We start from the raw sequence: 24,949 nt of genomic DNA on the forward strand, positions 1-24,949 counted from the left end.
CCTTCACCCCCGGCCGGTATGCTGTGGACAGGATCCATCGGAGCTTCCCCATGTCGCAGTCGCAGGCCGGTCCCATCCGGCGGTTTTTCGTCGGCCTCTGGAATGTCGTCAATTTCACCCGGCGCCTGGTGCTCAACCTGGTCTTCATCGGCCTGCTGCTGCTGGTGCCGATCTTCTTCCTGGCGCTGATCGGTCTGTCCTCCGGGGTCAAGCCGGTGGCCGAGCAGAGCGCGCTGGTCATCCGCCTCGACGGCGCCCTGGTCGAGCAGTACAGCGCGCACCCGGTCGACCGCGTGCTCAACCAGGCCATGGGCCAGGGCCGCATCGAGACGCAGCTGCGCGACATCCTGCGCGCCATCGAAGCCGCAAAGGACGACAAGCGCATCGATCGCATCGTGCTGGTCACCGACGGCTTCCAGGCCGCCGGCTTCGCCGCCCTGCGCGACGTCGCCGCCGCGCTGCGCGAGTTCCGCGCCGCCGGAAAGCAGGTGGTCGCCTACGGCACCGACATGGAGCAGCGCGCCTATTACCTGGCCGCGCAGGCCGACGAGGTCTACATCGACCCGCAGGGCGCGGTGATCCTCGAGGGCCTGGGCCGCTACCGCATGTATTACCGCGAGGGCCTGCAGGACAAGCTCGGCGTGGACGTGCACCTGTTCAAGGTGGGCGAGTACAAGTCGGCCGCCGAGCCCTACATCCTCGACGCCGCCTCGCCGGAGGCGCGCGAGGCCGACCTGTACTGGATGGGCGACATCTGGAACCGCTTCCTCGACGACATCGCCGCCGCCCGCGGCATCGAGCGCGGCGCGCTCGACGCGATGATCAACGAACTGCCCGAGCGCGTGCAGGCCGCCGGTGGCGACCTGGGCCGGCTGGCGCTCGAGGAGAAGCTGGTCGACGGCCTCCGGACCGGCCACGAGCTCGAGCAGATGCTGATCGAGCGCGGCGCCCTGGACGAGGAAGAAAACACCTTCCGCCAGGTCGACATGCGCACCTACCTGGCGCACATGAGCCTGCCCAACATCGCGCTCGACAAGCGCCCGCAGGTGGCGGTGGTGGTGGCCCAAGGCGAGATCACCTACGGCCAGCAGCCGCCGGGCACCGTCGGCGGCGAGTCCACCTCGGCCCTGCTGCGCCAGGCCCGCGAGGACGAGAACGTCAAGGCCGTGCTGCTGCGCGTCGATTCGCCCGGCGGCGGCGTGTTCCCGTCCGAGCAGATCCGCCGCGAGGTCGAGCTCACCCAGGCCGCCGGCAAGCCGGTGGTGGTGTCGATGGGCAACGTGGCGGCCTCGGGCGGCTACTGGATCTCGATGAACGCCGACGCCATCTACGCCGACGAGTCCACCATCACCGGTTCGATCGGCATCTTCGGCCTGTTCATGACCGGCCCGCGCGTGCTCGACAAGCTCGGCATCAGCACCGACGGCGTCGGCACCACGCCGATCGCCGGTGCCTTCGACCCGACCCGGCCGCTCGACCCGAAGGTCGGCGTGATCATCCAGTCGGTGATCGAGAAGGGCTACGCGGACTTCATCGGCAAGGTCGCCGAGGCGCGCGAGAGTTCGCCCGAACAGATCGACGTGCATGCGCGCGGCCGCGTCTGGTCCGGCGCGCAGGCCAAGGAGCGCGGGCTGGTGGACGAGCTGGGCGGTTTCGCGGCCGCGCTCGACGCCGTCGCCGCGCTGGCGAAGCTGGAGGAGGGCAAGTACGGCGTGCGCTACATCGAGCGCCCGCTCACTGCCTTCGAGCAGTTCATCGTGAACATGGGCGGCCAGGCGCGCTACGAAGGCGTGGTGCGCCTGCTGGCGCCGTCGATGCTCGGCCTGGACCGCAGCACGGCCGAGACGCTGGAGCAGGAGCTGCGCTGGCTCGACGCCAAGGCCCGCACGCCCTATCGCGCGGTGGCGCACTGCCTGTGCGACCTCTGAGCCGCACGCACGGCTGACCACGGACGCCCGGGCCTGGCCCGGGCGTCCTGCTTTCAGCCGCCGGCGTCCTCGAGCGCCTGTTCGCGGGTGGCATCCCGTTCGGTCTGCGCGTCCTCGACGGCGCGGGCCTTGTCCAGCGGTTCTTCGATCGCCTGGCGCAGCGCGGTGTCGCCACCGCCGCTGGCCGCGGCGGCCTGCGGTTCGGGCGGGTCGGCCTCCGGCACCGGCGGCGGGTTGCTGCAGGCGGCAAGCGCGAGGCAGGCGAGCGCGAGCATCGGGATCCTCATCGAAGTGTCCTCCATGGCGTGGCGCCCGTTATCCTACGCCTGGGTGGACCGGAGGATGGCCATGGGCACGAACCGCTGGCGGTTGGACGGACAGGTGGCGCTGGTGACCGGCGCGAGCGTGGGCATCGGCCGGGCGATCGCCGCCGAGCTGCTCGGCCTGGGCGCCGACGTGATGATCGTGGCGCGCGACCAGGACCTGCTCGACACCACGCGCGAAGAGCTGCAGGACGAGTTCCCCGAGTCCGAGGTGCTGGCCTTCGCCGCCGACGTCTCCGACGGCGAGCAGCGCCGCGAGGTCTTCGACTGGGTCGAGGACCTGGGCACGGGCCTGCACATCCTGGTCAACAACGCCGGCACCAACACCAGCAAGCCGACGATGGACTACGGCGACGCGGAGTGGCGCGCGATCTTCGAGACCAACCTGTTCTCGGCCTTCGAACTCAGCCGCTTCGCCTTCCCGCTGCTCAGCGAACACGCGAACTCGAGCATCGTCAACGTCGGCTCGGTCTCGGGCCTCACGCACGTGCGCACCGGCTCGCCCTACGGCATGAGCAAGGCGGCGCTGCACCAGCTGACCAAGAACCTGGCCTGCGAATGGGCCGAGGACGGCGTGCGCGTGAACGCGGTGGCGCCCTGGTACATCCGCACGCGCCGCACCTCGGGCAAGCTCGCCGACCCGGACTACCTGGACGAGGTGCTCGACCGCACGCCGATGGGCCGCATCGGCGAGCCCGAGGAAGTCGCCGCTGCCGTCGCCTTCCTCTGCCTGCCCGCCGCCAGCTACATCACCGGCGAAACCATCGCCGTCGACGGTGGCTTCGTCCGCTACGGCTTCTGACCCCACGTCCCCTGTAGGAGCGCCTTCAGGCGCGAAGCTTCTCCTGTTTCCGATTGCGGCGCCCCTCGACCAAGCCCCCGGCCGGAGGGGCCAGCCAAGCCCACTCAGCGGCAGGAGGTATCGACGATCTGGCGCAGTCGGCGGACTTCGGACTTGCGGTAGGCGGCGGTGTCGCTGAAGGCGTGCAGGGCGTCGGATTCGGCCTGTTCGAGCTTGTCCTCGAAGACCTCGCAGGCGCCGATGTCGTCCAGCCGCACGCAGGAGTCCTCGACCCAGCGGCAGATCGCGCCCCAGGCGCCCGCGTCGTAGCCGAGCACCGCCAGCGGCACGCAGCGCGGGTTCGGGTCGTAGTTCTCGCTGTAGCGCGTCGCCCCGTCGTAGGCCGTGCACTGGTAGAGCGGCGGTGGCGACGGGCGGGGCAGGGCGATTGGCGGCGGCGGTTCCGGGGCTGGCGTGGTCGCGGGCGGTGCGGTCTCGCGAGCCACCGGGCGCGGCGGCGGGTCCTGCGGGCGCACCATGTTGCGCCGTTCCTGCGTCTGGCCCGCGGGGCAGGGGGCATCCTGCAGCGACACCCGGCCCTGTGCATCCGTGCAGCGGTACACGGTGATCTGCTGCGCGCCGGCCGGGCCGACGCACGCGAGCAAAATGGCTAAGCTTGGCCACCAGCGCATGCCGGCATTGTCCGCCCGCGCCGCCGCCACTTCCAGCCCGGGAAATCCCATGCTCAGACTGCTCCGCCTGGCCCTGTTCTTGGTCGCCGCCCCGGCCCTGGCCGCCATCCCGCCCGCGCCGGAGCGCGACGAAGGCGAGGGCCCCTGGCCGCAGCTGATCCTGCGCGGCGCCACCGTCATCACCGGTACCGGCGCGCCGGCCCATGGCCCGGTGGACATCGTCATCGAAGGCAACCGCATCACCCGCGTGCAGATCGTCGGCAGCGCCAATGCGCCGATCGATCCGGCCCGGCGGCCGGTGCTGGCGGCCGGCGGCCGCGAGATCGACCTCGCCGGCCACTACGTCATGCCCGGCATCGTCGACATGCACGGCCACATCGGCGGTGACGACCAGGGCGTGACCGCCGAATACGTCTACAAGCTGTGGCTCGCCCACGGCATCACCAGCGTGCGCGAGCCGGGCTGCGGCAACGGCATCGACTGGTGCACCTCCGAGGCCCGGCGCAGCGCCGCCAACCGGATCGCCGCGCCGCGCATCTTCCCCTACGCCTTCTTCGGCATGGGCCACGACGGCCCGATCACCTCGCCGGAGCAGGCCCGCCAGTGGGTGCGCTCGATGAAGGCCCGGGGCGCGCTGGGCGTGAAGTGTTTCGGCTATCGCCCCGACATCCTCGAGGCGGCGTTCGACGAGCTGAAGAAGCAGGGCATGGGCAGCGCCTGCCACCACGCCCAGCTCGACGTCGCGCGCGTGAACGCGCTCACCACCGCGCGCTGGGGCCTGACCACGATGGAGCACTGGTACGGCCTGCCCGAGGCCCTGTTCGACGGCCAGGTGGTGCAGCACTACCCCGCCGACTACAACTACATGGACGAGCAGCACCGTTTCGGCGAGGCCGGCCGGCTGTGGGCGCAGGCGTCGGAGAAGGGCAGCCCGCGCTACGAGGCGGTGATGGCCGAGCTGCTCGGGCTCGGTTTCACGCTCGACCCGACCTTCACCATCTACCAGGCCACGCGCGACCTGATGCGTGCGCGCACCGCCGAGTGGCACGACGAGTACACGCACCCGGCGCTGTGGGATTTTTTCACGCCCAGCCGGCACAACCACGGCAGCTTCTTCTTCGACTGGGGCAGCGAGCAGGAGGCCGACTGGAAGGACAACTACCGGCGCTGGATGGCCTTCGTCAACGACTACAAGAACCGCGGCGGCCGCGTCACCGTCGGCAGCGACTCGGGCTACATCTACAAGACCTACGGTTTCGGCACCATCGAGGAGCTGGAGATGCTGCGCGAGGCCGGCTTCCACCCGCTCGAGGTGGTCCGCGCGGCCACGCTCAGCGGCGCCGAGGCGCTGCGCGCGGATGGGCGCATCGGTTCGATCGAGCCGGGCAAGCTGGCCGACCTCGTCGTGCTGCGCGAAAACCCGCTGGCCAACCTCAAGGTGCTCTACGGCACCGGCCACATCCGCCTGGGCGCCGACGGCGAGCCGGCGCGGGTGGGCGGCGTGCGCTACACGATCAAGGACGGCATCGTTTACGACGCCGCGGCCCTGCTCGAGGACGTGCGCCGCATCGTGGCCGAGGAAAAGGCACGGCGCGGCATCGAGCGCCTGCCGCAGCCGGGCCGTTGAACCCGGCCCGGTGGACCGCCGCCGGGCTCAGCCGGCGGCTTTTTTCGCGACCTTCTTCGTCGCTTTTTTGGTGGCCTTCTTGGCGGCTTTCTTGGTCGCCTTCTTCGCCACCTTCTTGGTGGCCTTCTTCGGCGCCTCGCCCTCGACGGCCTTCTTCGTCGCGGCCTTCTTCGCCGGCGCCTTCGTCGCGGCCTTCTTCGCGGCCACCTTCTTGCCGAAGCGGCCGCCCTTGCGCACCGGCTTGCCCTCGGCCAGCAGCGCCTCGCACTCGGCCTGGGTCAGGGTCTTCGGGTCGCGGTCCTTCGGGATCTTGCCGTTCTTCTCGCCGTCGGTGACGTAAGGGCCGAAGCGGCCGTTGAGCACCTGGATCTCCGTGCCCGGGAAGGCCTTGATGATGCGGTTGGCGATCATCTCCTCCTTGGCGCGGATCAACTCGGCGGCGCGCTCGAAGCTGATCGTGTACGGGTCGTCTTCCTTGCCCAGCGAGGCGTAGGTATCGCCGCGCTTGGCGAAGGGCCCGAAGCGGCCGATCGCCACCGTCACCGGCTTGCCGTCCATCTCGCCGATCGTGCGCGGCAGGTCGAACAGCGGCAGCGCCTCCTCGAGCGTGATGGTGTGCATCGAGGTGCCCGGCCGCAGCGAGGCGAACTTGGGTTTTTCCTCGTCGTCCATGTGGCCGATCTGCGCGTAGGGCCCGTAGCGGCCCAGGCGCACCGACACCGGCTTGCCCGACTTCGGGTCGGTGCCCAGCAGGCGCGCGCCGGTGGCTTCCGAGCGGTCGACCGACTCGCTCTTCTCCTCCACCGTGGTCTTGAACGGCTTCCAGAACCGCTCCATCAGCGGCACCCACGCGGCTTCGCCGGCGGCGACCGCGTCAAGCTCGTCCTCGAGCTTGGCGGTGAAGTCGTAGTCGACGTACTGGGTGAAGTGGCTGGTGAGGAACTTGGCCACCGCGCGGCCGACGTCGCTGGGCCGGAAGCGGCGGTTGTCGAGGTAGACGTACTCGCGGCCCTGCAGCACCTGGATGATGCTGGCGTAGGTGGACGGGCGGCCGATGCCGTATTCCTCGAGTGCCTTGACCAGCGAGGCTTCCGAGAAGCGCGGCGGCGGCTCGGTGAAGTGCTGGTCGGTGTGGATGCTGCCCAGCGGCACGTTCTGGCCGGGCTTCATCGGCGGCAGCTTGCGGCCCTCGTCATCGTCTTCCGCGGCTTTCTGGTCCTTGCCTTCCTCGTACACGGCCAGGAAGCCCGGGTCGACCACCGTGGTGCCGCTGGCGCGGAAGCCGTGCTCGCTGCCCGCGGCCAGTTCCACCGACACGGTGTTCATCGTCGCCGGCACCATCTGCGAGGCGACGGTGCGCTTCCACACCAGCTCGTAGAGGCGGCGGGCGTCGTCGTCGAGGTACTTGGCGATCGAGGCCGGCGTGCGCAGCGCGGAGGTCGGGCGGATGGCCTCGTGGGCTTCCTGCGCGTTCTTGGACTTGGACTTGTACTCGTTGGGCTTGTCGGGCACCGCCTGGGTGCCGAAGTCCCGGGCGATGACGTCGCGGATTTCCTTGACCGCGTCCACCGACAGGTTCACCGAGTCGGTACGCATGTAGCTGATCAGGCCGACCGTGCCTTCGTCGCCGATCGCCACGCCCTCGTAGAGCTTCTGCGCCACGCGCATGGTGCGCGAGGTGGTGAAGCCGAGCTTGCGCGCGGCCTCCTGCTGCAGGGTCGAGGTGATGAAGGGCGGCGCCGGACGGCGCTTGCGCTCCTTGCTGGCCACGTCGGTGACGCGCAGGGCGTCGCCGGCGGCCTTCACCAGGCGCGCGCGCGCGGCTTCGGCGTCCTTCGAGTTGGTGATCGTGAACTGCTCGAACTTCTGGCCGTCGAGCTTCACCAGCCGGGCGGTGAAAGCCTGCTGCGGGTGGTTGAGCTCGGCTTCGACGCTCCAGTACTCGCGCGGCACGAAGGCTTCGATCTCCTCCTCGCGCTCGACGATCATGCGCAGGGCCGGCGACTGCACGCGGCCGGCCGACAGCCCGCGCTGCACCTTGCGCCACAGCACCGGCGAGAGGTTGAAGCCCACCAGGTAGTCCAGCGCGCGCCGGGCCTGCTGGGCGTCCACCAGGTCGGCGGCGACCTGGCGCGGGTTGTCGACCGCCTCGCGGATGGCGCGCGGCGTGATCTCGGTGAACACCACCCGGTGCAGGTCGCGGCCCTTGAGCAGGCCGCGCTCCTTGAGGATCTCGGAAATGTGCCAGCTGATCGCCTCGCCCTCGCGGTCCGGGTCGGTGGCCAGGTAGATGGCGTCGGCCGCCTTGGCCGCCTTGGCGATGGCTTCGACATGCTTGGTGTTCTTGTCGATCAGCTCATAGCGCATGGCGAAGCCATGGTCCGGGTCGACGGCGCCTTCCTTCGGCACCAGGTCGCGGACGTGGCCGTACGAGGCCAGGACGTGGAAGTCCTTGCCCAGGTACTTGTTGATCGTCTTGGCCTTTGCGGGCGACTCGACGATGAGGAGGTTCTTGGCCATGCCGGGGGATGCTCCAGGGCGGCCCGGTCTCGGGGCACCCAGATGGCGCGGCCCGCGAGGGACGCGGGCCGGGGTTCTTTTTTTCATTAAGGCCCCACTCGGGCCGGGCCTGTCAAGCAAGGACCCGGCCGGGGGGTGGGGCGGCGGCTAGCGGCAGCTGGCCGGGAGCAGCTTGTCCGGCACGCCGTCGGCCTCGCACCAGTAGCCGCCATCGCCGTTGTCGCGCAGGTAGAGCACCCCGTTGGCGGCGGACTTGAGCTCAGCCGAACTGGCCAGCACAAGGGCCAGGTCGCAGCCGCCGGATTCTGACTCGATCACCAGCATTTCCCGGATGTTGGCGTTGGTCGGGGCCGCCAGGCCCGCCTCCGCGGGGTCCCGGGGGCAGCGGTCGGTGTTGTAGCGGAACTCCTCGATGGCCGCCCGCTGCGCGCTGCCCTCGGCGACGACCTCGGTGATGCGGGCCCGGTCCAGGTAGTCCTGGTAGGCCGGGATGGCGATGGCCGCCAGGATGCCCAGCACCATCACCGCGCCGCCCACCAGCACCAGGGCCACCACGGCCACCACCGCCCCGTTCACGCCCTCCTTCTGGCGGCCGGGCTGTTCGGTGTAGGCCCATTTGTCGACCACGTAGGTGCCGGCCATCAGGTCGTGCAGGGCCTGCTTGCGGCGGGTCCAGCCGGCCATGAAGAAGCCGAAATACAGGATCAGGTAGGACACCAGGCTGCCCGCCCAGCGGGCCGAGGCCTTGCCCCAGCCCAGGCGGCGGCCGTCGGCATCCACCACCTTGATGCCCAGGGCCAGCTTGCCCACGGTGGCCTGCAGCTTCGAACGCTCCATGCCCACGTAATAGAAGTAGCTCATCACCGCGTAGGCCAGCGCCATCAGCACTGCGCCGGTGGCGGCCACGGCGCCGCCGTCGGTCGCTCCGGCGACCGCCACGGCCATCACGACCATGCCGACCATCAACACCGCGTAATACGCGGTGCCCAGCAGCATATTGTCGATGATGAAGGCGACGAGCCGGCGGATGAAGCCGGCGTCGACCACGTGGTCGATGTCGGTGGCCACCGGCGCCTGGGCGGCAGTCTGCGGCGGCGCGGCAGGCGGAGCAACCGGCACCGGCGCAGCCGGGGGCGGGGCGGGCAGTTCCTGCAGGTGCGATTCGAGCGGCTCCCACTGGGTCATGCCTTCGCGCCAGACCAGGCTGTCGCGCTGCACGCGGCCCTCGCGGAAGGCGCGGGCCAGGGCCTCGGCGGTGATCGGGCCGTGGCGATCGTGCGCCCGGTCGACGTAGTACCACATGACCATCGTTGAGCCTCCCCGCGGCGACGGCTGGCGTCGCGCTCCCCAAAAAAGAATGCCCGGCCGGTGCCGGGCATCCACAGACTAGCGGTGAAACCGGCGTCAGTGAACCGGTTCGGGCTCGTCCTCGAACATCTGGCTTTCCATCCAGGCGTAGGCGGCCTCGGAGCCGGGCTGGTTGAACAGCACCATCAGCACCACCCACTTGAGGTCGTCCACGTCGACCTCGTCCTGGTCGAGCGCCATGACGCGGTCGAGCACCAGCTCGCGCTGGTCGGCGTCGAGCACGCCGCTGTGTTCAAGGAACATCAGGAAGCCGCGGCAGTCGGCGTCGAGGCGGTCGAGTTCGGGCTCGGAGTACACCCGCACCGGCGTCTGCGGCCGCGGCGAGGCCACGGCGGGGCGCTGGCGCGCGAGTTCGTCGAGCCAGTCGAAGGCCTTGTTGATTTCGGCGGGGGTGAAGCCGGCCTGGATCAGGCCGTTCTGGAGGGAGTCGCGATCCCGTACGGCGTCGGGGTCGTCGTAGAAGTAGTGCTCGAACAGATACAGCAGGACATCCAGAATGGTCTCTTTCATTACCCTCAGCCTGCGCCAGCTGGCGCGATGGGAAGGTCAGGGGTGCCGGGCGTAGCGGCCATTGTCGGCGACCACCTGCCCGTCCAACTCCATGACCAGCAGCATGGAGGACAGTTCGGCCACCGTCAATCCCGTGCGCCGGGCCAGTTCATCCAAACCGGTGGGGTCGTGGCCCAGCGCCGACCACAAGCGCTTGTGGTGCCCGGAGGGTTCCGGCTGTCCCGTGGCTGAGTGCCCGGTGGCGCCGTCGCCGTCGCCAGCCAGGCGGCCGCGCAGGGACTCGGCCAGGCTGGCGGCCACCGGGCCCAGTGCCGCCACGACCTCCCCCGGCGATTCCACCAGGGCGGCGCCTTCGCGGATCAGCCGGTGGCATCCGCGCGCCACCGGGTTGTCCGGCGAGCCCGGCAGGGCGAAGACCTCCCGCCCGGCCTCGGCCGCCAGCCGCGCGCTGATCAGGGCACCCGAACGCAGCGCCGCCTCCACCACTACGGTGCCCAGCGACAGCCCGGCGATGATCCGGTTGCGGCCGGGGAAATGGCTGGCCACCGGTGCCGTGCCCGGTGGGTGCTCGCTGACCACCAGGCCCTCGGCGGCGATGCGCGCCATCAGGCCGGCGTTGCGGCGCGGGTAGGCCAGGTCCGGGCCGGTGCCGATGACCGCCAGCGTGGGCCCGCCGCCTTCCAGGGCGCCCTCGTGGGCCGCCGCGTCGATGCCTTCGGCCAGGCCGCTGGTGACCGCCCAGCCCGCCCCGGCGAACACGCGGGCGAAACCGTGCGCGCGCTGGCGGCCGCCGGCGCTGGGCCTGCGGCTGCCCACCACGGCCACCTGCGGGTGCCAGAGCAGGGCGGGGTTGCCTTCGAGGAAGAGCATGGCCGGCGGCGAGGCCGCGCGTCGCAGCAGGGCGGGGTAGTCGGGCGATGACCAGGCCAGCAGGCTGCGGCCACGCCCGGCCAGCCAGGCCTGGTCGGCGCCCAGCCGTCGCGGGCAGGGGCGCCCGAGCGCCTCGCGCACCGGGCCGGGCAGGGACAGGCCGGCGCCGTGGCGCGCGGCGGCCAGTGCCGCCGCGGCATCGGGATGGCTGTCGAGCAGGTGCCGCAGCTGGGCGGCAGGCAGGCCGGCGCGGGCCAGGATGAGCAGGGCGGTGTCGGGTTCCATGGCCCCGACAGCATCACGGCGCCCTGGGGCGCCGTGATGTAGGAAAAACTTATTCCGTCGCGTCGGGATGTTTCAGCAAGTCGCCGTGGTGCACCGGGCGGATGCCGTCCATCACCAGCGCGTAGCTGACCTTGTCGAAGGTGCGGAACACCATCAGGTTGCCCACGAACTCGTCCGGCAGCGTCACCTTGTCGGTCTTGGCGGCGGCGCCGCTGCGGTGGCTGACCACGTCGGCGACGCGGCTGCCTTCGTTCCAGATCGACATGACGTGGCCGTTGCGGATGCCGTCGCGGGCACCCACCGACAGCGCCACCACCAGGTGCGGACCGGACTGCATGCCGTCGGCCACGGCCAGGATGCGGGCATTGGCCGGCACCACGTCGGGCGCGCGCGGCACGAACTGCAGGTCGTAGGGCTGGGCCTCGGACGGCATCACGCGGTCGCCGACCCGGATCTCGCGGCCTTCCTCGCGCAGCACCACCGAGGCGATCTCGCCCTTGACGTTGGTGACTTCGCCGGTGGCGTGGATCTGCAGCTCGTAGCCCAGCTTCACGCCGGTGGCTTCGCCGTAACCGGCCGGCACGGTCCAGTGGCCGTGGTGGCGGTCGCCGCGGAAGTCGAGCGGGGTGGCGCCCGGCAGGTTGCGGCCATTGCCGGCACCGAAGAGGTTCACCGGGCGGGCGATGTCGACCACCATGCCCGGGGTCGCGCCCTGCAGGCCACGCACGTAGACCAGCTGGCCGGCGGTGCTGTAGAGGCGGTCATCCTCGAGGCCGACCACGTGCGGCAGCGCCTGCGGGTCGTTGACCACGGTGAAGTGCTTGAGCAGCGCCTCGACCTCGGACAGCGGGATGGTGTTGACCGCCTCGCCGACCTGCGGGCCATCGGCCTGCACGCGCGGCTGCCCGTCGATGTACACCAGGCTCAGCACCTGGCCCGGGAAGATGAGATGCGGGTTCTGCACCTGCGGGTTGGCCTGCCAGATTTCCGGCCAGAGCCAGGGCTTCTGGAGGAAGCGCCCCGCGATGTCCCAAAGGGTGTCGCCCTTCTTTACCACGTACGTGGTGGGATGATCCTCGCGCAGGTCGGCCGCGATGACGGCGCCCGCGAGGGTGAGCAACATGGCAGCGGTAACTGCAAGAAGCCGTTTAAACATGGCGGCTATCCACCTGATTTTCCCCGGACAGGTTGGGCGACTATAGCCCAAATCCGGCCCCGGATTGCAAGCCCGCCGGGGGTATACTGTCGTACCGGCCCCTTGAGGTCCGGGCCCTTGTTCCCCATCTTTCCGTCCATGGCCAAGCTCCCCATCCTGGAATTCCCCGATCCGCGCCTGCGTACGGTCGCCAAGCCCGTCGAAACGGTCGATGACGGCCTGCGCCGGCTGGTGGACGACATGTTCGAGACCATGTACGCCGCACCGGGCATCGGCCTGGCCGCGACCCAGGTCGACGTGCACCAGCGCCTCCTCGTGCTTGACGTAAGCGAGGACCAAAGCCGGCCAATGGTGTTCATCAACCCCGAGATCCTCGAGGCCGAGGGCCACCAGGTCTACCAGGAAGGCTGCCTGTCGGTGCCGGGCATCTATGCCGACGTCAAGCGCGCCAACAAGATCCGGGTGCGCGCCCTCGACCGCGACGGCAAGTCGTTCGAGCTCGAGGCCGACGGCCTGCTGGCGGTCTGCATCCAGCACGAGATGGACCACCTGGCCGGCAAGGTGTTCGTGGACTATCTCTCGCCGCTCAAGCGCGAGCAGGTCAAGAAGAAGCTCGCAAAGCAGCAGCGCGCCAGCGCCGCCTGAAATGTCCCTGCGCATCGTCTTCGCGGGCACGCCCGGATTCGCCGTGCCCTGCCTGCGCGCCGCCGCCGCCCGCGGCGAAGTGGTGGGCGTCTGGACCCAGCCCGACCGTCCGGCCGGCCGCGGCCGCCAGCTGGCGCCCTCGCCGGTGAAGGTCGAGGCGCTCGCGCGCCAGCTGCCGGTGTTCCAGCCCGAGAACTTCAGGTCCGCCGCGGCCCGCGAACAGCTGCGCGCCCTGCAGCCCGACCTCATGGTGGTGGTGGCCTATGGCCTGATCCTGCCGCAGTCGGTGCTCGACATCCCGCGCCATGGCTGCTGGAACGTGCACGCCTCGCTGCTGCCGCGCTGGCGCGGCGCGGCGCCGATCCAGCGCGCCATCGAAGCCGGCGACCAGCGCACGGGCGTGTGCCTGATGCAGATGGAAAAGGGCCTGGACACCGGCCCGGTGCTGCTGTCGCTGGAAACCCCGATCAGCCCGGATGACACCGGCGGCAGCCTGCACGACCGCCTCGCCGACCTCGGCGCTGAAGTGCTTTCCGATGGCCTGAAGCTGCTGCGTGCCGGCATGCGCCCGGTGCCGCAGCCGCAGCCGGCCGAAGGTGTCACCTACGCCCACAAGCTCGACAAGGCCGAAGCCCGCCTCGACTGGGCCCGGCCGGCACGCGAACTGGCGAACCGCGTGCGCGCCTTCAACCCCTGGCCGGTGGCCGAGGCCGGGCTGGCCGGCGAGCGCCTGCGCATCCACGCCGCCACCGCGCTCGACCTGGCGCACGACCAGCCCCCCGGCACCGTGCTGGCCGCCGGCCGCGACGGGCTCGACGTGGCCTGCGGCGAAGGCGCGCTGCGCCTGCTGCAGGTGCAGCGCGAAGGCGGACGCGCGATGGCGGTGGCCGACTACTTCAACGCCCGCCCGGCGCTGGCCGGCCGATGAGCGGCCCCGGCTCGGCCCTGCGCGCCGAAGCGGCCCGCGGGCTGCAGGCGGTGCTGGCCGAGGGTCGCTCGCTCAAGGCCGTGCTCGGCCGCCTGCTGCCGGGACTGGACGACCCGCGCGACCGCGCCCTGCTCGAGGCCATCTGCTTCGATACCCTGCGCCATCGCCGGCGTTACGAATTCGCACTTTCCCGCTGGCTGGCCCGGCCGCTGCCCCGGCGCGACCAGGCGGTGCACTTCCTGCTGCTCGCCGGCCTGGCCCAGCTCAAGGGCCTGGGCCTCGCCCCGCATGCCGCGGTGGGCGCCACCGCCGAGGCCGCCCGCGACCTGGGCCGCAGCGGCCTGGTGGGCCTGGTGAACGCCCTGCTGCGCCGCGCCAGCCGCGAACCGCTGCCGGAGAGCCCGGACCCCGCGGTCGCCTGCAGCCACCCCGACTGGCTGGTGGCCCGCCTGCGCGCCGACTGGCCGGGGCAGGCCGGGGACATCCTGGCCGCCAACAACCAGCCGGCGCCGCTGTGGCTGCGCGCCAACCCGCGCCAGGGTCGCGCGGAAACCCTGCACGCCAGGCTGCGTGACGCCGGCCTGGACGCCAGCCTCGTCGGGCTCGTGCCCGGCGCCTTGCGCCTGGATGCCCCGGTCCCGGTCGAGGCCCTGCCGGGCTGGTCCGAAGGCGCGCTGTCGGTGCAGGACGGCGCCGCCCAGCTGGCCGTGCTCGCGCTCGACCCGCGGCCGGGCGAACGCGTGCTCGACGCCTGCGCCGCCCCCGGCGGCAAGGCCGCGCAGGTCGCCGCCGCGATCGGCGCGGAGGGCGGGCTGCTGGCCCTGGACGTGGACGCCCGCCGGCTCGACAAGGTCGCGCAGCTGCTCGCGCGCCTGCACCTGGCCGGTCCGGGCGTGCAGCTGCGGGTGGCCGACGCCGCGGCGCCGGACGGCTGGTGGGACGGCCGGCATTTCGACGCCATCCTGCTCGACGCGCCGTGTTCGGCCACCGGCATCATCCGCCGCCAGCCCGACATCAAGTGGCATCGCCGCGAACAGGACATCGGGGCGCTGGCCGACATCCAGGCGCGCCTGCTCGACGCGCTGTGGCCGCTGCTGCGCCCCGGCGGCCGCCTGCTCTACGCCACCTGCTCGGTGCTGGTGCAGGAGAACGCGGCGCAGGTGCAGGCCTTCCTCGGGCGCCATGCCGACGCCGCGGCGCGGCCGCTGCCGGACCATTTCGGCCATGCCAGCGGTGCCGGCCGCCAGCGCCTTCCGGGCGAGGACGGCATGGACGGATTCTTCTACGCGCTGCTGGAAAAGGCCGGCTAGGCGAGCTCGCGCAGCAGCGCGTACTTGAGCCGCGCATAGCGCGCCTGCAGCCAGTGGAAGCGCAGGCCGGGCAGGCCGTCGACCACGCCCAGGCGCAGCACCAGGTGCTTGAGCACGTAGGCCAGCGCGGCGAGTTCGCCGCGGCCGGGCAGGGCCACGCGACCACGCGCGGCCTGGTCCTCGGCCCACAGGCGCGCGTGCTGTTCGAGCTTGCGCCAGTGCGCCGCCGGGCAGCGGGCGATTTCGTGTTCGATGCGGATGCGCGAGGTCGCCACCCGCTGCCCGCGCGTGTCGAGCTGCTCGTGCACCGGCTGGATCTCGTAGCGCAGGTGGCGCCGGAACAGGCGCGGCAGCGGCTCGCGGGCGAAGCCGCCGCCGCGCATGCGGTGGCCGAGGAAATGCGCGCGCCGGCGCAGGCGCCAGGCGTCGGCGGTCTCGACCGCGCCGTCGGCGAACAGCGCGCGCAGCGCGTCGACGGCGGCAGGCTCGAGCCACTCGTCGGCATCGAGCAGCAGCACCCAGGGCTGGCTGGCGCGCGAAATGGCGGTGTTCTTCTGGCTGGCGTAGCCGAGCCACTCCTGGTGTTCGACCTGGGCGCCGAGCGAACGCGCGATCGCCACGGTGTCGTCGGTCGACCCCGAGTCGAGCACCACCACTTCGCTACAGACCGCCAGCAGCGGTCGAAGGCAGCGCGCGATGCGGGCGGCCTCGTCGCGGGTGACGACGACGCCGGTCAGCGGCAGGGGCGTGGCCATGGCGGTGGGTCATGTCCGGGGGGCGGGCCAGGCAAGTATAGTTGCCGGCCATGACCACCGCCGACCGTCGTGCCGCCCTGGCCCTATTCACGCTGGCCCTGCTGGTGCTGGCCGCCGGCTACGGCTTGCGCGACCCCTGGCCGGCCGACGAGCCGCGCTTCGTGCTCGTGGCCCGGCAGATGGTCGAGAGCGGCGACTTCCTGTTCCCGCACCGCGGTTCCGAGCTTTATCCGGACAAGCCCCCGGTCTACTTCTGGCTGCTCTCCCTGGCCTACGGGCTGGTGGGAAGCTGGCGGTGGAGCTTCCTGCTGCCGTCCCTGCTATCGGCCCTGGGCACGCTGGCGCTGGTGTTCGACCTGGGCCGGCGCCTGTGGAGCCCGCGAGCGGGCGTGTGGGCAGCCACCGCGGTGCTGGTGAGCCTGCAGTTCGTCTACCAGGCCAAGCGCGCGCAGATCGACCCGACCCTGGTGTTCCTGACCACGCTGGCCTTCTACGGCCTGTGCCGGCACCTGCTGCTCGGCCCGCACTGGCGCTGGTACCTGGGCGCCTGCTTCGCCGCCGGCGTGGGCGTGGTGACCAAGGGCGTGGGCTTCCTGCCGCTGCTGGCCCTGCTGCCGTTCGCCCTGATGGCCCGGCGTGGCTGGCAGGGCCTGGCGCCGGTGCCCGCAGGCAGCGGCCTGCGCTGGTCGGCCGGCGTACTGGCCTTCCTCGGGGCGATCGCGCTGTGGCTGGTGCCCGTGCTGGCGGTCGGCCTGGGCAGCGGCAATCCCGAGCACGCCGAGTACCTCGACAACATCCTGTTCAAGCAAACCGCGCAGCGTTACGCCGATCCCTGGCACCACCACGAGCCATTCTGGTACTTCGGCCAGGTGGTGCTGCTGTTCTGGCTGCCGTTCTCGCTGGCCCTGCCCTGGCTGCTGGCGCCCTGGCGCGCCGCGTGGCGGGCGCGCGACGCGCGGGTCTGGCTGCCGCTGGCCTGGTTCGCGCTGGTGATCGTTTTTTTCAGTCTCAGCAGCGGCAAGCGCGACATGTACATCCTGCCGGCGCTGCCGGCGCTGGCGCTGGCGGCGGCGCCCTTCCTCGACGGGCTCTCGCGTCGTCGCGGCTTCCGCATCGTGGTGCTGGCCTTCACCGGCCTGCTGTCGCTGGTGCTGCTGGCCGGCGGCCTGCTGGCGCTGAACGGCGAGCCCTCCTTCGAAGCCCGGCTCGTCCGCGAGCGCGGCCTGGGCGCCGAGGCGCACTGGCTCTGGTGGATGCTGGTCGCCGTGGGCGGCAGCAGCCTGCTCGCCCTGGCGATCGCCCGGCTGCGCCATTCGCTGGTGGCCTGCGCCTGGCTGCTGGCCAGTCTGTGGTGCGGCTACGGCTTCGTCGTGCATCCGTTGCTCGACGACGAAAACTCCGCGCGTACCGTGATGCAGCGCGCGCGCGACCTGGCCGGGCCCGACGCCACGCTCGGCCTGGTCGACTGGAAGGAACAGAACCTGCTGCAGGCCGTCGGCCCGGTGGCCGAATTCGGCTTCCGCCGGCCGCCGGCGGAGCAGCTCGGCCGGGCCCGCGCCTGGATGGCCGGGGAGCCGTCGACGCGCCTGCTGCTGGTGCAGGCCAGCCCGGCGCTGGAATGCATCGACCTGGACCAGGGTGCGCGCCGGGTCGGCACCGCCAATCGCCGTGACTGGTGGCTGCTCGACGAGCGCGCGCTGGTCCGCTGCAGGGCGGAGCCCGGCGGTTGGGGCGACTGACGCCACCGCAGGGACGTGACCTTGGCCTGCTGATGCTGGCGGCGCTGGTCGTGATCGCCAGCGGCATCGGCCTGCGTGACCCCTGGCCGGCGGACGAGCCCCGGTTCGCGCTGCTCTCGCGCTACATCCTCGACAGCGGCGAGTGGCTGTTCCTGATGCGCGGGGACGAGCTGTATTCCGACAAGCCGCCGGTGTTCATGTGGCTGCAGGCCGCGGCCATCCGGATGGCGGGCGGCAGCCTGAGGCTGGGCTTCCTGCTGCCGTCGCTGCTGGCGGCGCTGGGCACGCTGTGGCTGGTCTACGACCTTGGCCGGCGCCTGTGGACGCACCGGGTCGGGCTCTGGGCGGCCTGGCTGTTGCTGTTCGCGCTGCAGTTCACCTTCCAGTCCAAGCGCGCGCAGATCGACCCGGTGCTGCTGTTCCTGATGACCCTGGCCAACCATGGCCTGCTGCTGGCGGTGCTGCGCGGCGGCGGCGCGCAGGCCTGGGGACGGGCCTGGTTCGCCGCGGGCCTGGGGACGATCACCAAGGCGGTCGGCGGCCTGTCGCTGCTGCTGCTGGCGCCGGCCGCCTGGGCGGCCCGGCGCGGCTGGCCGGGCGTGCAGCTGCCGCCGGCGCGGCTCTGGTCCGCCGGCCTGGCCTTGTTCCTCCTGGCCGCCGCGATCTGGCTCGGGCCACTGCTGTGGTTCGCGCTGCGCGATGGCGAGCCGGCGCATCGCGAATACCTGCACACGATCCTGTTCCACCAGACGATGAACCGCTACGCGGCCTCCTGGGACCACCACGAACCCGTCTGGTACCACTTCTCGATCGTGCTCACGCTCTGGCTCCCGGCGGCGCTGGCGCTGCCCTGGGCGCTTCCGGCCTGGTGGTCGCGCCTGAAGCGGCGCGACCCGCGCTACCTGCTGCCGCTGGCCTGGGTGCTGGGCGTGCTGGTGTTCTTCTCGATCCCCAGCGGCAAGCGCGACGTCTACGTCATGCCGGCCCTGCCCATGTTCTGCCTCGCGCTCGCGCCGCTGATGCCCGGCCTGTCGCGCCGCGCCGGTCCGCGAAGGCTGGCGCTGGCCTTCGTCGCCGGCCTGGGGGGCCTGCTGTTCCTGGCCGGGCTGGCGATGTGGCTGGGCGACCCGGGCTTCGAACGCCGCCTGCTGGTGCGGCGTGGTTACCAGCCCGACGAGGTGGCGCACCTCGCCGGGGTGCTCGCCCTCGCCGGCGGGTGGATGCTGGCCTGCGCGGCCTGGCTGCGCACCCGACGGGCCGTGGCCTGCGCGGGTTGGGCGCTGGCGGGCCTGTGGGTGCTGACCTCGCTCGGCGCCTACCCGGTGATCGACCGGTACGCCTCGCCGCGCGGCGTGATGGACGCCGTGGCGGCCCGGCTGGGCCCGCAGGGCGAGCTGGCCGCGGTGGCCTGGCGCGAGCAGCACCTGCTGCTGGCGGACCGGCCGGTGGCCACCTTCGGCTTCGGTCCGCAGCCCACCGGCGGGGCGCCCTGGTCCGAACAGTGGCGCCGCGCCGCGCAGTGGCAGGCGCAGCGCCCGGGCGTGCGCTGGATCCTGGTGCTCGGGGATGCGCTGCCGGGCTGCGTGGACGCGCGGCGCGTGCACGTGGCCGGCGTGACCTCGCGCCGCACCTGGCTGCTGGTGCCGCCCGGCGCCGTCCCTGCGGGATGCCGCTGGACGGGTCCGACAAAAGAACGGCCTTCCGGCTAGACTGGCGGCGCTCGCAGGGGCGACCAACGTCGAGGGCACGAAGGAAACATGAAGATCCTGATCCTGGGCGCGGGCCAGGTCGGCACGTCGGTGGCCTCGGCGCTGGCGTCGGAGAACAACGACATCACCGTCGTCGACACCGACCACCAGCGCCTGCGCGACCTGGCCGAGAAGCTCGACATCCGCACCGTGGTCGGCCATGCCTCCCTGCCCAGCGTGCTGTCGCAGGCCGGCGCCGAGGATGCCGAGCTGCTGGTGGCGGTGACCTCCAGCGACGAGGTCAACCTGATCGCCTGCCAGGTGGCCCAGCACCAGTTCCGCACGCCCACCCGCGTCGCCCGCCTGCGCGAGGCGCAGTACCTCGAGGTGGCCGCGCTGGCCGACCCCGAGCACTCGGCGGTGAACGCGGCCATCAGCCCCGAGCAGCTGGTCTGCCAGCACGTCGAGCGCCTGATCGAGTACCCCGGCGCCCTGCAGGTGCTGGACTTCGCCGAGGGCCGCGTGCAGCTGGTGGCCGTGCGCGCGGTGCCCGGCGGCGCCCTGGTGGGCCATGAGATCCGCGCGCTGCGCGAACACCTGCCGTCGGGCGTGGACGCGCGCGTGGCGGCCATCTTCCGCGACGGCCGGCCGGTGCAGCCCGAGGGGCACACCGTCATCGAGGTCGACGACGAGGTGTTCTTCCTGGCCGAACGCAAGAACATCCTCACGGTGATGGCCGAACTGCGCCGCGTCGATGCGCGCCCGGCCCGCCGGCTGCTGATCGCCGGCGGCGGCAACATCGGCCGCAACCTCGCCCGCAGCCTCGAAAGCCGCTACTCCGTGAAGGTGCTCGAGCGCAGCCGCGAGCGCGCCCGCGGCATCGCCGAAGACCTGCTCAACTCGATCGTGCTGGTCGGCGACTGCGCCGACGAGGACCTGCTGCGCGAGGAGAACATCGACCAGACCGACGTCTACTGCGCGATGACCAACGACGACGAGGCCAACATCCTCTCGGCGATGCTGGCCAAGCGCATGGGCTGTCCGCGCGTGATCTCGCTGATCAACCGGCCCAGCTATGCCGAGCTGGTCGAGGGCGGGACCATCGACATCGCCGTCAGCCCGCAGCTGGTGACGCTGGGCGCGCTGCTGGCGCACATCCGCGAGGGCGCGCCGGCGCGGGTGTACTCGCTGCGCCGCGGCGCAGCCGAGGCGATCGAGGCGGTGGTGCGCGGCGACGCCCGCACCTCGAAGGTGATCGGCCGCGCGCTCGACGAACTCGAGCTGCCGGCGGCCACCACCATCGGCGGCATCGTGCGCGGCGACAAGCTGCTGATCGCCCACCACGACGTGGTGATCGAATCGGGCGACCACGTCATCCTGTTCGTGATGGACAAGCGCGAAATGGGCAAGGTCAGCGCCCTGTTCCAGACCGGGGCGACCTGGCTGTGAGCCAGCGTTTCCGCGCCATCCAGCGCATCCTGGGCGTGATCATCGTCCTGTCCTCGCTTTCGAAGCTGCCGCCGGCGCTGCTGGCGCTGGCCTGGGAGGAGGAGGGCACGGCGGGTGTGTTCTTCGGCAGTTTCCTGGCCAGCTTCCTGGTCGGCGCGGTGCTGTGGCTGGGCGCGCGCGGCGTGCGCTACGAGCTGCGCCTGCGCGACGGCTTCCTGATCGTCACGCTCACCTGGGTCTTCGCCAGCCTGGTCTCGGCGCTGCCCTTCGTGCACGGCCCGCCGTACCTGGGTTACGCCGACGCGATCTTCGAGGCCACCTCGGGCCTGACCACCACCGGCGCGACCGTCATCGCCGGCCTCGACGACCTGCCGCGCAGCGTGCTGTTCTACCGCCAGCTGCTGCAGTTCCTCGGCGGCATGGGCATCGTGATCCTGGCGGTGGCGATCCTGCCGATGCTCAAGATCGGCGGCACCCAGCTCTTCCGCGCCGAGAGCACCGGCCCGACCAAGGACACCAAGCTCACCCCGCGCATCGCCGAAACCGCCAAGGCGCTCTGGGGCGTGTATTTCGGCCTGACCGTGCTGTGCGCCGCGGCCTACTGGGCGGCCGGCATGAGCCTGTTCGACGCCGTCTGCCACTCGCTGTCGACGGTTTCGACGGCCGGCTTCTCGACCTACGACGCGGCGCTCGATCATTTCAACAGCGCCCTGATCGACTGGATCGCGATCGTGTTCATGGCCCTGGGTGGCGTGAACTTCGGCCTGCATTTCGTCGCCTGGCGGCGCGCCTCCGTGGGCGTGTACGCCAGCGATTCGGAGCTGCGCTCCTACGTGCGCATCATCGCCGTGGCGGCCATGCTCGTGACCCTGGTGGCCTTGATCGGCGGCAGTTTCGAAAGCTTCGGCGAGGCCTTCCGCCGCGCCAGCTTCCAGGTCGTCTCCAACATCACCACCACCGGCTTCGCCACCAGCGGCTTCGAACAGTGGGCCCACCCGGCGCCGCTGCTGCTGATGGCGCTGGCCTTCATCGGCGGCTGTTCGGGCTCCACGGTCGGCGGCCTGAAGGTGGCGCGCGTGGTGATGCTGGTGCGCCAGGGCTTCCGCGAGATCAAGCAGCTGGTGCACCCCAAGGCGCAGTTCCTGGTGAAGATGGGCGGCCGCCGCGTGTCCGAGTCGGTGGTGCTGTCGGTGAGCGGCTTCATCGCGATCTGGATGCTGTGCTTCGTGGCGCTGATGATCGGCATGAACCTGTCCGGCCTCGACCATGAATCGTCCTTCGGCGCCGCGGTGTCCACGCTGACCAACCTCGGCCCGGGGCTGGGCTCGGTTGCCAGCACCTGGTCGGGCGCGCCGGACCTGGCCGTGTGGCTGGGCAGCTTCGGCATGATCCTCGGCCGCCTCGAGGTATTCTCGGTGCTGGTGCTGCTTACCCCGCAGTTCTGGCGGGAGTAGGCGCGGCGTCCATCGCCGCCGCCAGGCGCGCGAGCAGCCCGCGGGCCTCGGCCAGCGGCAGGTAGCGCACCCGCACCGGCGGCTCGAAGGGGCTGGCGCCGACGGTGTCCATCAGCAGCGTGGCCATGCCGTGCCGGCGGTCGAGCGGCGACTGGGTGAGCACCAGCGACTGGATGCGCCGCACTTCGACGAAGCGCCAGCGCTTGTCCAGCCAGCCTTCGCGCACCGCGACCAGGCCGCCTTCCTCGCAGTAGCCCGCGTGCCGGGCCCAGACCACCGCGCGCAGCGCCAGCAGCGGCAGCAGCGCCAGCACGGCCAGGCCCACGGCGCCGTTGAGCCAGGCCAGCAGGCCGGCCAGCAGCAGCGTGGCCAGCGCCGGCAGGCCGAACTGGCGGCGCCAGGCGCGCGGGTGCAGCGGCCGCCAGTCGTTCAGTGGCCAGTGGCCGCCGGGCAGCAGGTGCCGCACCAGTTCGTCGGCGGCCTCGGGCGTGGCGAGCGGGGCGAGGTCGCGCAGCGAGCGCTGGTCGCCGGAAGTCTCCACCGAAGCACTGTCGACGCGGAGCGAGCGGCGGCCGAACCAGCGATGCACCAGGCCCTCGTGCAGGCTCCAGGCCTGGATGCGCGAGCGCGGCATGTTGGCGCGCAGACGGGTGAGCAGGCCGCGCTGGGCGCTCAGGCGCCGGCCCTGCTCGCTGAGCGTGAAGCCGTGGAACTGCAGCAGCGCCAGCGCCACGGAAAGCAGGCGCAGCGCCACCACGGCCGCCAGCAGCACGCCGGCGATGCCGACCATCCAGCCCAGCCAGTCCATCTGCTGTTCGCGGCCCCATTCGACCGCGCCCTTCACCGACGGTCCGATCCAGTCGTCGAGCACGTCGGCCTGGGCCAGGATGCCGAAGGCCGCGGCGACGGCGATCAGCCCGCGGTTCGACACCAGCCCCAGCCGCACCACCTCGCCGGTGGACATCGACAGCAGCACCCGCGACGGCGGCGCCGTCGCTTCGGGCGCGGCGGTGCCGGCGCTGTGTTCGTGGCCACGCACCAGCTCCTCGAGCGCCTGCGCGTCGGCCAGCGACAGCACGCGCATCTCCGCCTCGGCCTTCATGCCGCCGGCCGACTCGAGCCGCACCTCGGCCACGTCGAACAGCCGGTGCAGCACGGTCTGGTGCAGGGCCACGTTGTGCACGCGCTGCCAGGGCACGTGCCGGTGGCTCCTGTGCAGCACGCCGCTGCGGATGACGATGCCGTCGGCCTCGATGCGGAAGCGGTAGAAGAAGTACTGCAGCACCGCCGCCGCCACCAGCACGCCGGCGCCCACCAGGCCCCAGAGCTCCCAGGAGTTTCCCCGGCCCGTGAACAGCAGCACCAGCAGCGGCAGCGCGAAGCTCCGCAGCTGCTGCAGCAGCACGAACAGCCAGCTCAGCGGATGCAGGCGGCGCTCGCCGCCACCGACGCCGATCGGTTCAGAGGCCGTCGTCATGGCGGTCGGGCTCGGGCAGGAGGGTGTCGCGCAGGGCCACGGCGTCGGCGTCCTCGAAACCGGACTGGCGCAGGGCGTGCATCCGGGTGCCGGCGGTGTGCACCACCAGCGTGGCCAGGCCGAAGCGGCGCTCGATCGGGCCGCGCTCGATGTCCAGGTGCTGCACCCGGCTGCGCGGCACCAGGGCCTCGCTGCGCCAGAACACGCCGCGGCGCACCCGCAGGCCGGTGCCGTCGAGCCGCCAGTGGGTGCGGCGCCAGCGCGCGCGCGCCAGCCAGGCCAGCAGCGTCGCCGGCAGCAGCCAAATCGCCGCGGCCACGCCCAGGCGCGCCGGCAGCGACAGGCCGTCGGCGGCGACGAAGACCGCGAAGGCCACACCCGTGGACGGCAGCAGCGCCGACAGGGCCGCGGCGATCGACCAGACCGTGCGTGCGGCCGGTGGCAGCGGCCGCCAGTCTTCGGCGACGGCGCTGGCGGGGCTCGCTGGGGCGTCGGGGATCATCGCGTGTCCTTGGCGGGGGCCTTGTAGGGATTCGGTTCGCCCGAACCCGGTGGCCTGAGTGTGTAGCGCTTGTAGGTCCACTGGTACTGCCGCAGGTCACGCCGGGCCACCGCCTCGACCGCGGCGTTCATGGCGGTGGTGGCGCGCACGAGGTCGTCGCTGGCGATGTCGGCGGGCGCCGGCTCGAAGTGCACGGTGTAGCGGCCGTCGCCGCCGCGCTCGGCATACGCCATCAGCACCGCCGCGCCGGTGCGCGCGGCCAGCTTGGGGATCAGGCTGAGCGTGAGCGCGGGCACCTCGAAGAAGGGGGCGAACTCGCCGCCGCCGAGCTTGGGCTGGTGGTCGGGCGTGATGCCCACCACCTCGCCGGCCTGCAGGGCCCGCCACAGTGGCCGCATCGCGTTGGCTTCGGCCGGCACCAGGCGCACGTTCTCGCCGCCCCGGGCCAGGCGCAGGAAGCCGTCGCCGGCGGCGCTCTCGGGCACCCGGTAGACCAGGCTGAAGGGGCCGCGGGCGGCCATGAATTCGACCAGCAGCTCCCAGCTGCCGTAGTGCGGGGCGGCGATGATCACGCCCCGGCCGGCGGCCTCGGCCGCCTGCAGCAGCCCGAGCCCGACGCAGCCCGCGACCCGCGAGAGGGCGTCGGCGCGGGGCCGGGTCCAGAGCCGCAGGGTCTCGAAGGCCGCGCGCCCGGTCTCGCGCATCACGTCCCGGACCAGGGCCTCGCGCTCGCCGGCGTCCAGGCCGGGCAGGGCCAGCCCGAGGTTTCGCCGCGCCACCTTCGGCTCGCGGCCATCGAACCGCCAGGCCAGGCTGCCGAGCGCCCGGCCCAGGCCATCCTGCAGCCTCCGCGGCAGGCGCCCCACGCACCAGGCGAGGGCATACAGGCAGCGGCTGGCGAAGGGCACGGCGGGCATCGCCGAAGTGTAAGGGAATCGCCGC

The 24,949-nt window shown here is 71.9% G+C and carries 21 protein-coding genes; 10 read left to right on the top strand and 11 right to left on the bottom strand.

What is annotated here, in order from left to right; genetic code table 11:
- Window positions 1–50: 50 nt before the first annotated feature.
- A complete protein-coding gene (gene sppA, locus C6N40_RS08135) occupies window positions 51–1,928 on the top strand; it encodes a signal peptide peptidase SppA (protein WP_106990523.1) in 1,878 nt (625 codons plus the stop codon).
- A 53-nt stretch (window positions 1,929–1,981) separates the two neighbouring features.
- Here sppA and C6N40_RS08140 read toward each other — a convergent pair whose 3' ends face one another.
- Complete coding sequence (locus C6N40_RS08140; protein ID WP_106990524.1) at window positions 1,982–2,215, bottom strand: hypothetical protein; 234 nt, start codon at window positions 2,213–2,215, stop codon at window positions 1,982–1,984.
- A 61-nt stretch (window positions 2,216–2,276) separates the two neighbouring features.
- Here C6N40_RS08140 and C6N40_RS08145 point away from each other — a divergent pair, with 61 nt between their 5' ends.
- Window positions 2,277–3,053, top strand: coding sequence for an SDR family oxidoreductase (locus C6N40_RS08145; RefSeq protein ID WP_106990525.1), 777 nt, complete (start codon window positions 2,277–2,279; stop codon window positions 3,051–3,053).
- Between the two features lie 104 nt (window positions 3,054–3,157).
- Here C6N40_RS08145 and C6N40_RS08150 read toward each other — a convergent pair whose 3' ends face one another.
- Window positions 3,158–3,775, bottom strand: a complete 618-nt coding sequence (locus tag C6N40_RS08150) for a DUF4124 domain-containing protein (protein WP_162782154.1) — start codon at window positions 3,773–3,775, stop codon at window positions 3,158–3,160.
- Here C6N40_RS08150 and C6N40_RS08155 point away from each other — a divergent pair.
- A complete protein-coding gene (locus C6N40_RS08155; RefSeq protein ID WP_106990526.1) occupies window positions 3,774–5,351 on the top strand; it encodes an amidohydrolase family protein in 1,578 nt (525 codons plus the stop codon). The two genes, C6N40_RS08150 and C6N40_RS08155, sit on opposite strands and share 2 nt — an antisense overlap.
- A gap of 27 nt (window positions 5,352–5,378) precedes the next feature.
- Here the strand turns inward: C6N40_RS08155 and C6N40_RS08160 are convergent, their stop codons facing one another.
- The 5 genes from C6N40_RS08160 to C6N40_RS08180 all read right to left on the bottom strand — a co-directional run bounded on the left by C6N40_RS08160 (window position 5,379) and on the right by C6N40_RS08180 (window position 12,060).
- Window positions 5,379–7,871 (bottom strand): DNA topoisomerase I, encoded by a 2,493-nt coding sequence (locus C6N40_RS08160; RefSeq protein ID WP_106990527.1) that lies wholly within the window; start codon window positions 7,869–7,871, stop codon window positions 5,379–5,381.
- A 147-nt stretch (window positions 7,872–8,018) separates the two neighbouring features.
- Complete coding sequence (locus C6N40_RS08165) at window positions 8,019–9,179, bottom strand: RDD family protein (RefSeq protein WP_106990528.1); 1,161 nt, start codon at window positions 9,177–9,179, stop codon at window positions 8,019–8,021.
- Between the two features lie 96 nt (window positions 9,180–9,275).
- Complete coding sequence (locus tag C6N40_RS08170; protein WP_106990529.1) at window positions 9,276–9,749, bottom strand: DUF494 family protein; 474 nt, start codon at window positions 9,747–9,749, stop codon at window positions 9,276–9,278.
- A 36-nt stretch (window positions 9,750–9,785) separates the two neighbouring features.
- A complete protein-coding gene (gene dprA / locus C6N40_RS08175) occupies window positions 9,786–10,904 on the bottom strand; it encodes a DNA-processing protein DprA (RefSeq protein ID WP_106990530.1) in 1,119 nt (372 codons plus the stop codon).
- A gap of 49 nt (window positions 10,905–10,953) precedes the next feature.
- Window positions 10,954–12,060: a LysM peptidoglycan-binding domain-containing protein gene (locus tag C6N40_RS08180; RefSeq protein WP_106990531.1), complete on the bottom strand. Its 1,107-nt coding sequence runs from the start codon at window positions 12,058–12,060 to the stop codon at window positions 10,954–10,956.
- A gap of 138 nt (window positions 12,061–12,198) precedes the next feature.
- Here C6N40_RS08180 and def point away from each other — a divergent pair, with 138 nt between their 5' ends.
- From def to rsmB, 3 genes are read left to right on the top strand one after another with little or no spacing between them, the layout of a single operon-like run.
- Entirely contained in the window at window positions 12,199–12,705 is a 507-nt protein-coding gene (gene def / locus C6N40_RS08185; protein WP_106990616.1) for a peptide deformylase, read from the top strand.
- Window positions 12,706–12,712: 7 nt separating this feature from the next.
- Window positions 12,713–13,633: a methionyl-tRNA formyltransferase gene (gene fmt / locus C6N40_RS08190; protein WP_106990617.1), complete on the top strand. Its 921-nt coding sequence runs from the start codon at window positions 12,713–12,715 to the stop codon at window positions 13,631–13,633.
- Window positions 13,630–14,943: a 16S rRNA (cytosine(967)-C(5))-methyltransferase RsmB gene (gene rsmB, locus C6N40_RS08195; RefSeq protein WP_106990532.1), complete on the top strand. Its 1,314-nt coding sequence runs from the start codon at window positions 13,630–13,632 to the stop codon at window positions 14,941–14,943. Before fmt ends, rsmB begins: the two co-directional genes overlap by 4 nt.
- On the opposite strand, the gene C6N40_RS08200 is transcribed toward rsmB, so the two are convergent.
- Complete coding sequence (locus C6N40_RS08200) at window positions 14,940–15,698, bottom strand: glycosyltransferase family 2 protein (protein WP_106990533.1); 759 nt, start codon at window positions 15,696–15,698, stop codon at window positions 14,940–14,942. The two genes, rsmB and C6N40_RS08200, sit on opposite strands and share 4 nt — an antisense overlap.
- 50 nt (window positions 15,699–15,748) lie before the next feature.
- Between C6N40_RS08200 and C6N40_RS08205 the strand changes: the two genes are divergently transcribed.
- From C6N40_RS08205 to C6N40_RS08220, 4 genes are read left to right on the top strand one after another with little or no spacing between them, the layout of a single operon-like run.
- A complete protein-coding gene (locus C6N40_RS08205; protein ID WP_106990534.1) occupies window positions 15,749–17,437 on the top strand; it encodes an ArnT family glycosyltransferase in 1,689 nt (562 codons plus the stop codon).
- A gap of 32 nt (window positions 17,438–17,469) precedes the next feature.
- Window positions 17,470–19,146, top strand: a complete 1,677-nt coding sequence (locus C6N40_RS08210; protein ID WP_106990535.1) for an ArnT family glycosyltransferase — start codon at window positions 17,470–17,472, stop codon at window positions 19,144–19,146.
- Window positions 19,147–19,194: 48 nt separating this feature from the next.
- Complete coding sequence (gene trkA / locus C6N40_RS08215; RefSeq protein ID WP_106990536.1) at window positions 19,195–20,574, top strand: Trk system potassium transporter TrkA; 1,380 nt, start codon at window positions 19,195–19,197, stop codon at window positions 20,572–20,574.
- The gene (locus C6N40_RS08220) at window positions 20,571–22,028 is read left to right on the top strand and encodes a TrkH family potassium uptake protein (protein WP_205208575.1); all 1,458 of its coding nucleotides are present in this window, start codon (window positions 20,571–20,573) and stop codon (window positions 22,026–22,028) included. Before trkA ends, C6N40_RS08220 begins: the two co-directional genes overlap by 4 nt.
- Here the strand turns inward: C6N40_RS08220 and C6N40_RS08225 are convergent.
- From C6N40_RS08225 to C6N40_RS08235, 3 genes are read right to left on the bottom strand one after another with little or no spacing between them, the layout of a single operon-like run.
- Entirely contained in the window at window positions 22,003–23,505 is a 1,503-nt protein-coding gene (locus tag C6N40_RS08225; protein WP_106990537.1) for a PH domain-containing protein, read from the bottom strand. The genes C6N40_RS08220 and C6N40_RS08225 overlap by 26 nt on opposite strands.
- On the bottom strand, window positions 23,489–24,007 hold the full coding sequence (locus C6N40_RS08230) for a PH domain-containing protein (protein WP_106990538.1): 519 nt from the start codon (window positions 24,005–24,007) through the stop codon (window positions 23,489–23,491). Before C6N40_RS08230 ends, C6N40_RS08225 begins: the two co-directional genes overlap by 17 nt.
- Complete coding sequence (locus tag C6N40_RS08235; RefSeq protein WP_106990539.1) at window positions 24,004–24,924, bottom strand: LpxL/LpxP family acyltransferase; 921 nt, start codon at window positions 24,922–24,924, stop codon at window positions 24,004–24,006. The genes C6N40_RS08230 and C6N40_RS08235 overlap by 4 nt, the downstream gene beginning before the upstream one ends.
- Window positions 24,925–24,949 lie beyond the last annotated feature (25 nt).

Origin of the sequence: Arenimonas caeni, assembly GCF_003024235.1 — a bacterium.
Taxonomy (GTDB): domain Bacteria; phylum Pseudomonadota; class Gammaproteobacteria; order Xanthomonadales; family Xanthomonadaceae; genus Arenimonas; species Arenimonas caeni.

What these genes read in the sequence shown, in the direction of transcription:
- def (WP_106990616.1), top strand. Translation starts at nt 12,199, where the DNA reads ATGGCCAAGCTCCCCATCCTGGAATTCCCCGATCCGCGCCTGCGTACG.
- C6N40_RS08165 (WP_106990528.1), bottom strand. Translation starts at nt 9,179, where the DNA reads ATGGTCATGTGGTACTACGTCGACCGGGCGCACGATCGCCACGGCCCG.
- trkA (WP_106990536.1), top strand. Translation starts at nt 19,195, where the DNA reads ATGAAGATCCTGATCCTGGGCGCGGGCCAGGTCGGCACGTCGGTGGCC.
- C6N40_RS08180 (WP_106990531.1), bottom strand. Translation starts at nt 12,060, where the DNA reads ATGTTTAAACGGCTTCTTGCAGTTACCGCTGCCATGTTGCTCACCCTC.
- dprA (WP_106990530.1), bottom strand. Translation starts at nt 10,904, where the DNA reads ATGGAACCCGACACCGCCCTGCTCATCCTGGCCCGCGCCGGCCTGCCT.
- C6N40_RS08155 (WP_106990526.1), top strand. Translation starts at nt 3,774, where the DNA reads ATGCTCAGACTGCTCCGCCTGGCCCTGTTCTTGGTCGCCGCCCCGGCC.
- sppA (WP_106990523.1), top strand. Translation starts at nt 51, where the DNA reads ATGTCGCAGTCGCAGGCCGGTCCCATCCGGCGGTTTTTCGTCGGCCTC.
- C6N40_RS08205 (WP_106990534.1), top strand. Translation starts at nt 15,749, where the DNA reads ATGACCACCGCCGACCGTCGTGCCGCCCTGGCCCTATTCACGCTGGCC.
- C6N40_RS08225 (WP_106990537.1), bottom strand. Translation starts at nt 23,505, where the DNA reads ATGACGACGGCCTCTGAACCGATCGGCGTCGGTGGCGGCGAGCGCCGC.
- C6N40_RS08140 (WP_106990524.1), bottom strand. Translation starts at nt 2,215, where the DNA reads ATGAGGATCCCGATGCTCGCGCTCGCCTGCCTCGCGCTTGCCGCCTGC.
- C6N40_RS08150 (WP_162782154.1), bottom strand. Translation starts at nt 3,775, where the DNA reads ATGGGATTTCCCGGGCTGGAAGTGGCGGCGGCGCGGGCGGACAATGCC.
- rsmB (WP_106990532.1), top strand. Translation starts at nt 13,630, where the DNA reads ATGAGCGGCCCCGGCTCGGCCCTGCGCGCCGAAGCGGCCCGCGGGCTG.
- C6N40_RS08200 (WP_106990533.1), bottom strand. Translation starts at nt 15,698, where the DNA reads ATGGCCACGCCCCTGCCGCTGACCGGCGTCGTCGTCACCCGCGACGAG.
- C6N40_RS08210 (WP_106990535.1), top strand. Translation starts at nt 17,470, where the DNA reads ATGCTGGCGGCGCTGGTCGTGATCGCCAGCGGCATCGGCCTGCGTGAC.
- C6N40_RS08170 (WP_106990529.1), bottom strand. Translation starts at nt 9,749, where the DNA reads ATGAAAGAGACCATTCTGGATGTCCTGCTGTATCTGTTCGAGCACTAC.
- C6N40_RS08235 (WP_106990539.1), bottom strand. Translation starts at nt 24,924, where the DNA reads ATGCCCGCCGTGCCCTTCGCCAGCCGCTGCCTGTATGCCCTCGCCTGG.
- C6N40_RS08160 (WP_106990527.1), bottom strand. Translation starts at nt 7,871, where the DNA reads ATGGCCAAGAACCTCCTCATCGTCGAGTCGCCCGCAAAGGCCAAGACG.
- C6N40_RS08145 (WP_106990525.1), top strand. Translation starts at nt 2,277, where the DNA reads ATGGGCACGAACCGCTGGCGGTTGGACGGACAGGTGGCGCTGGTGACC.
- C6N40_RS08230 (WP_106990538.1), bottom strand. Translation starts at nt 24,007, where the DNA reads ATGATCCCCGACGCCCCAGCGAGCCCCGCCAGCGCCGTCGCCGAAGAC.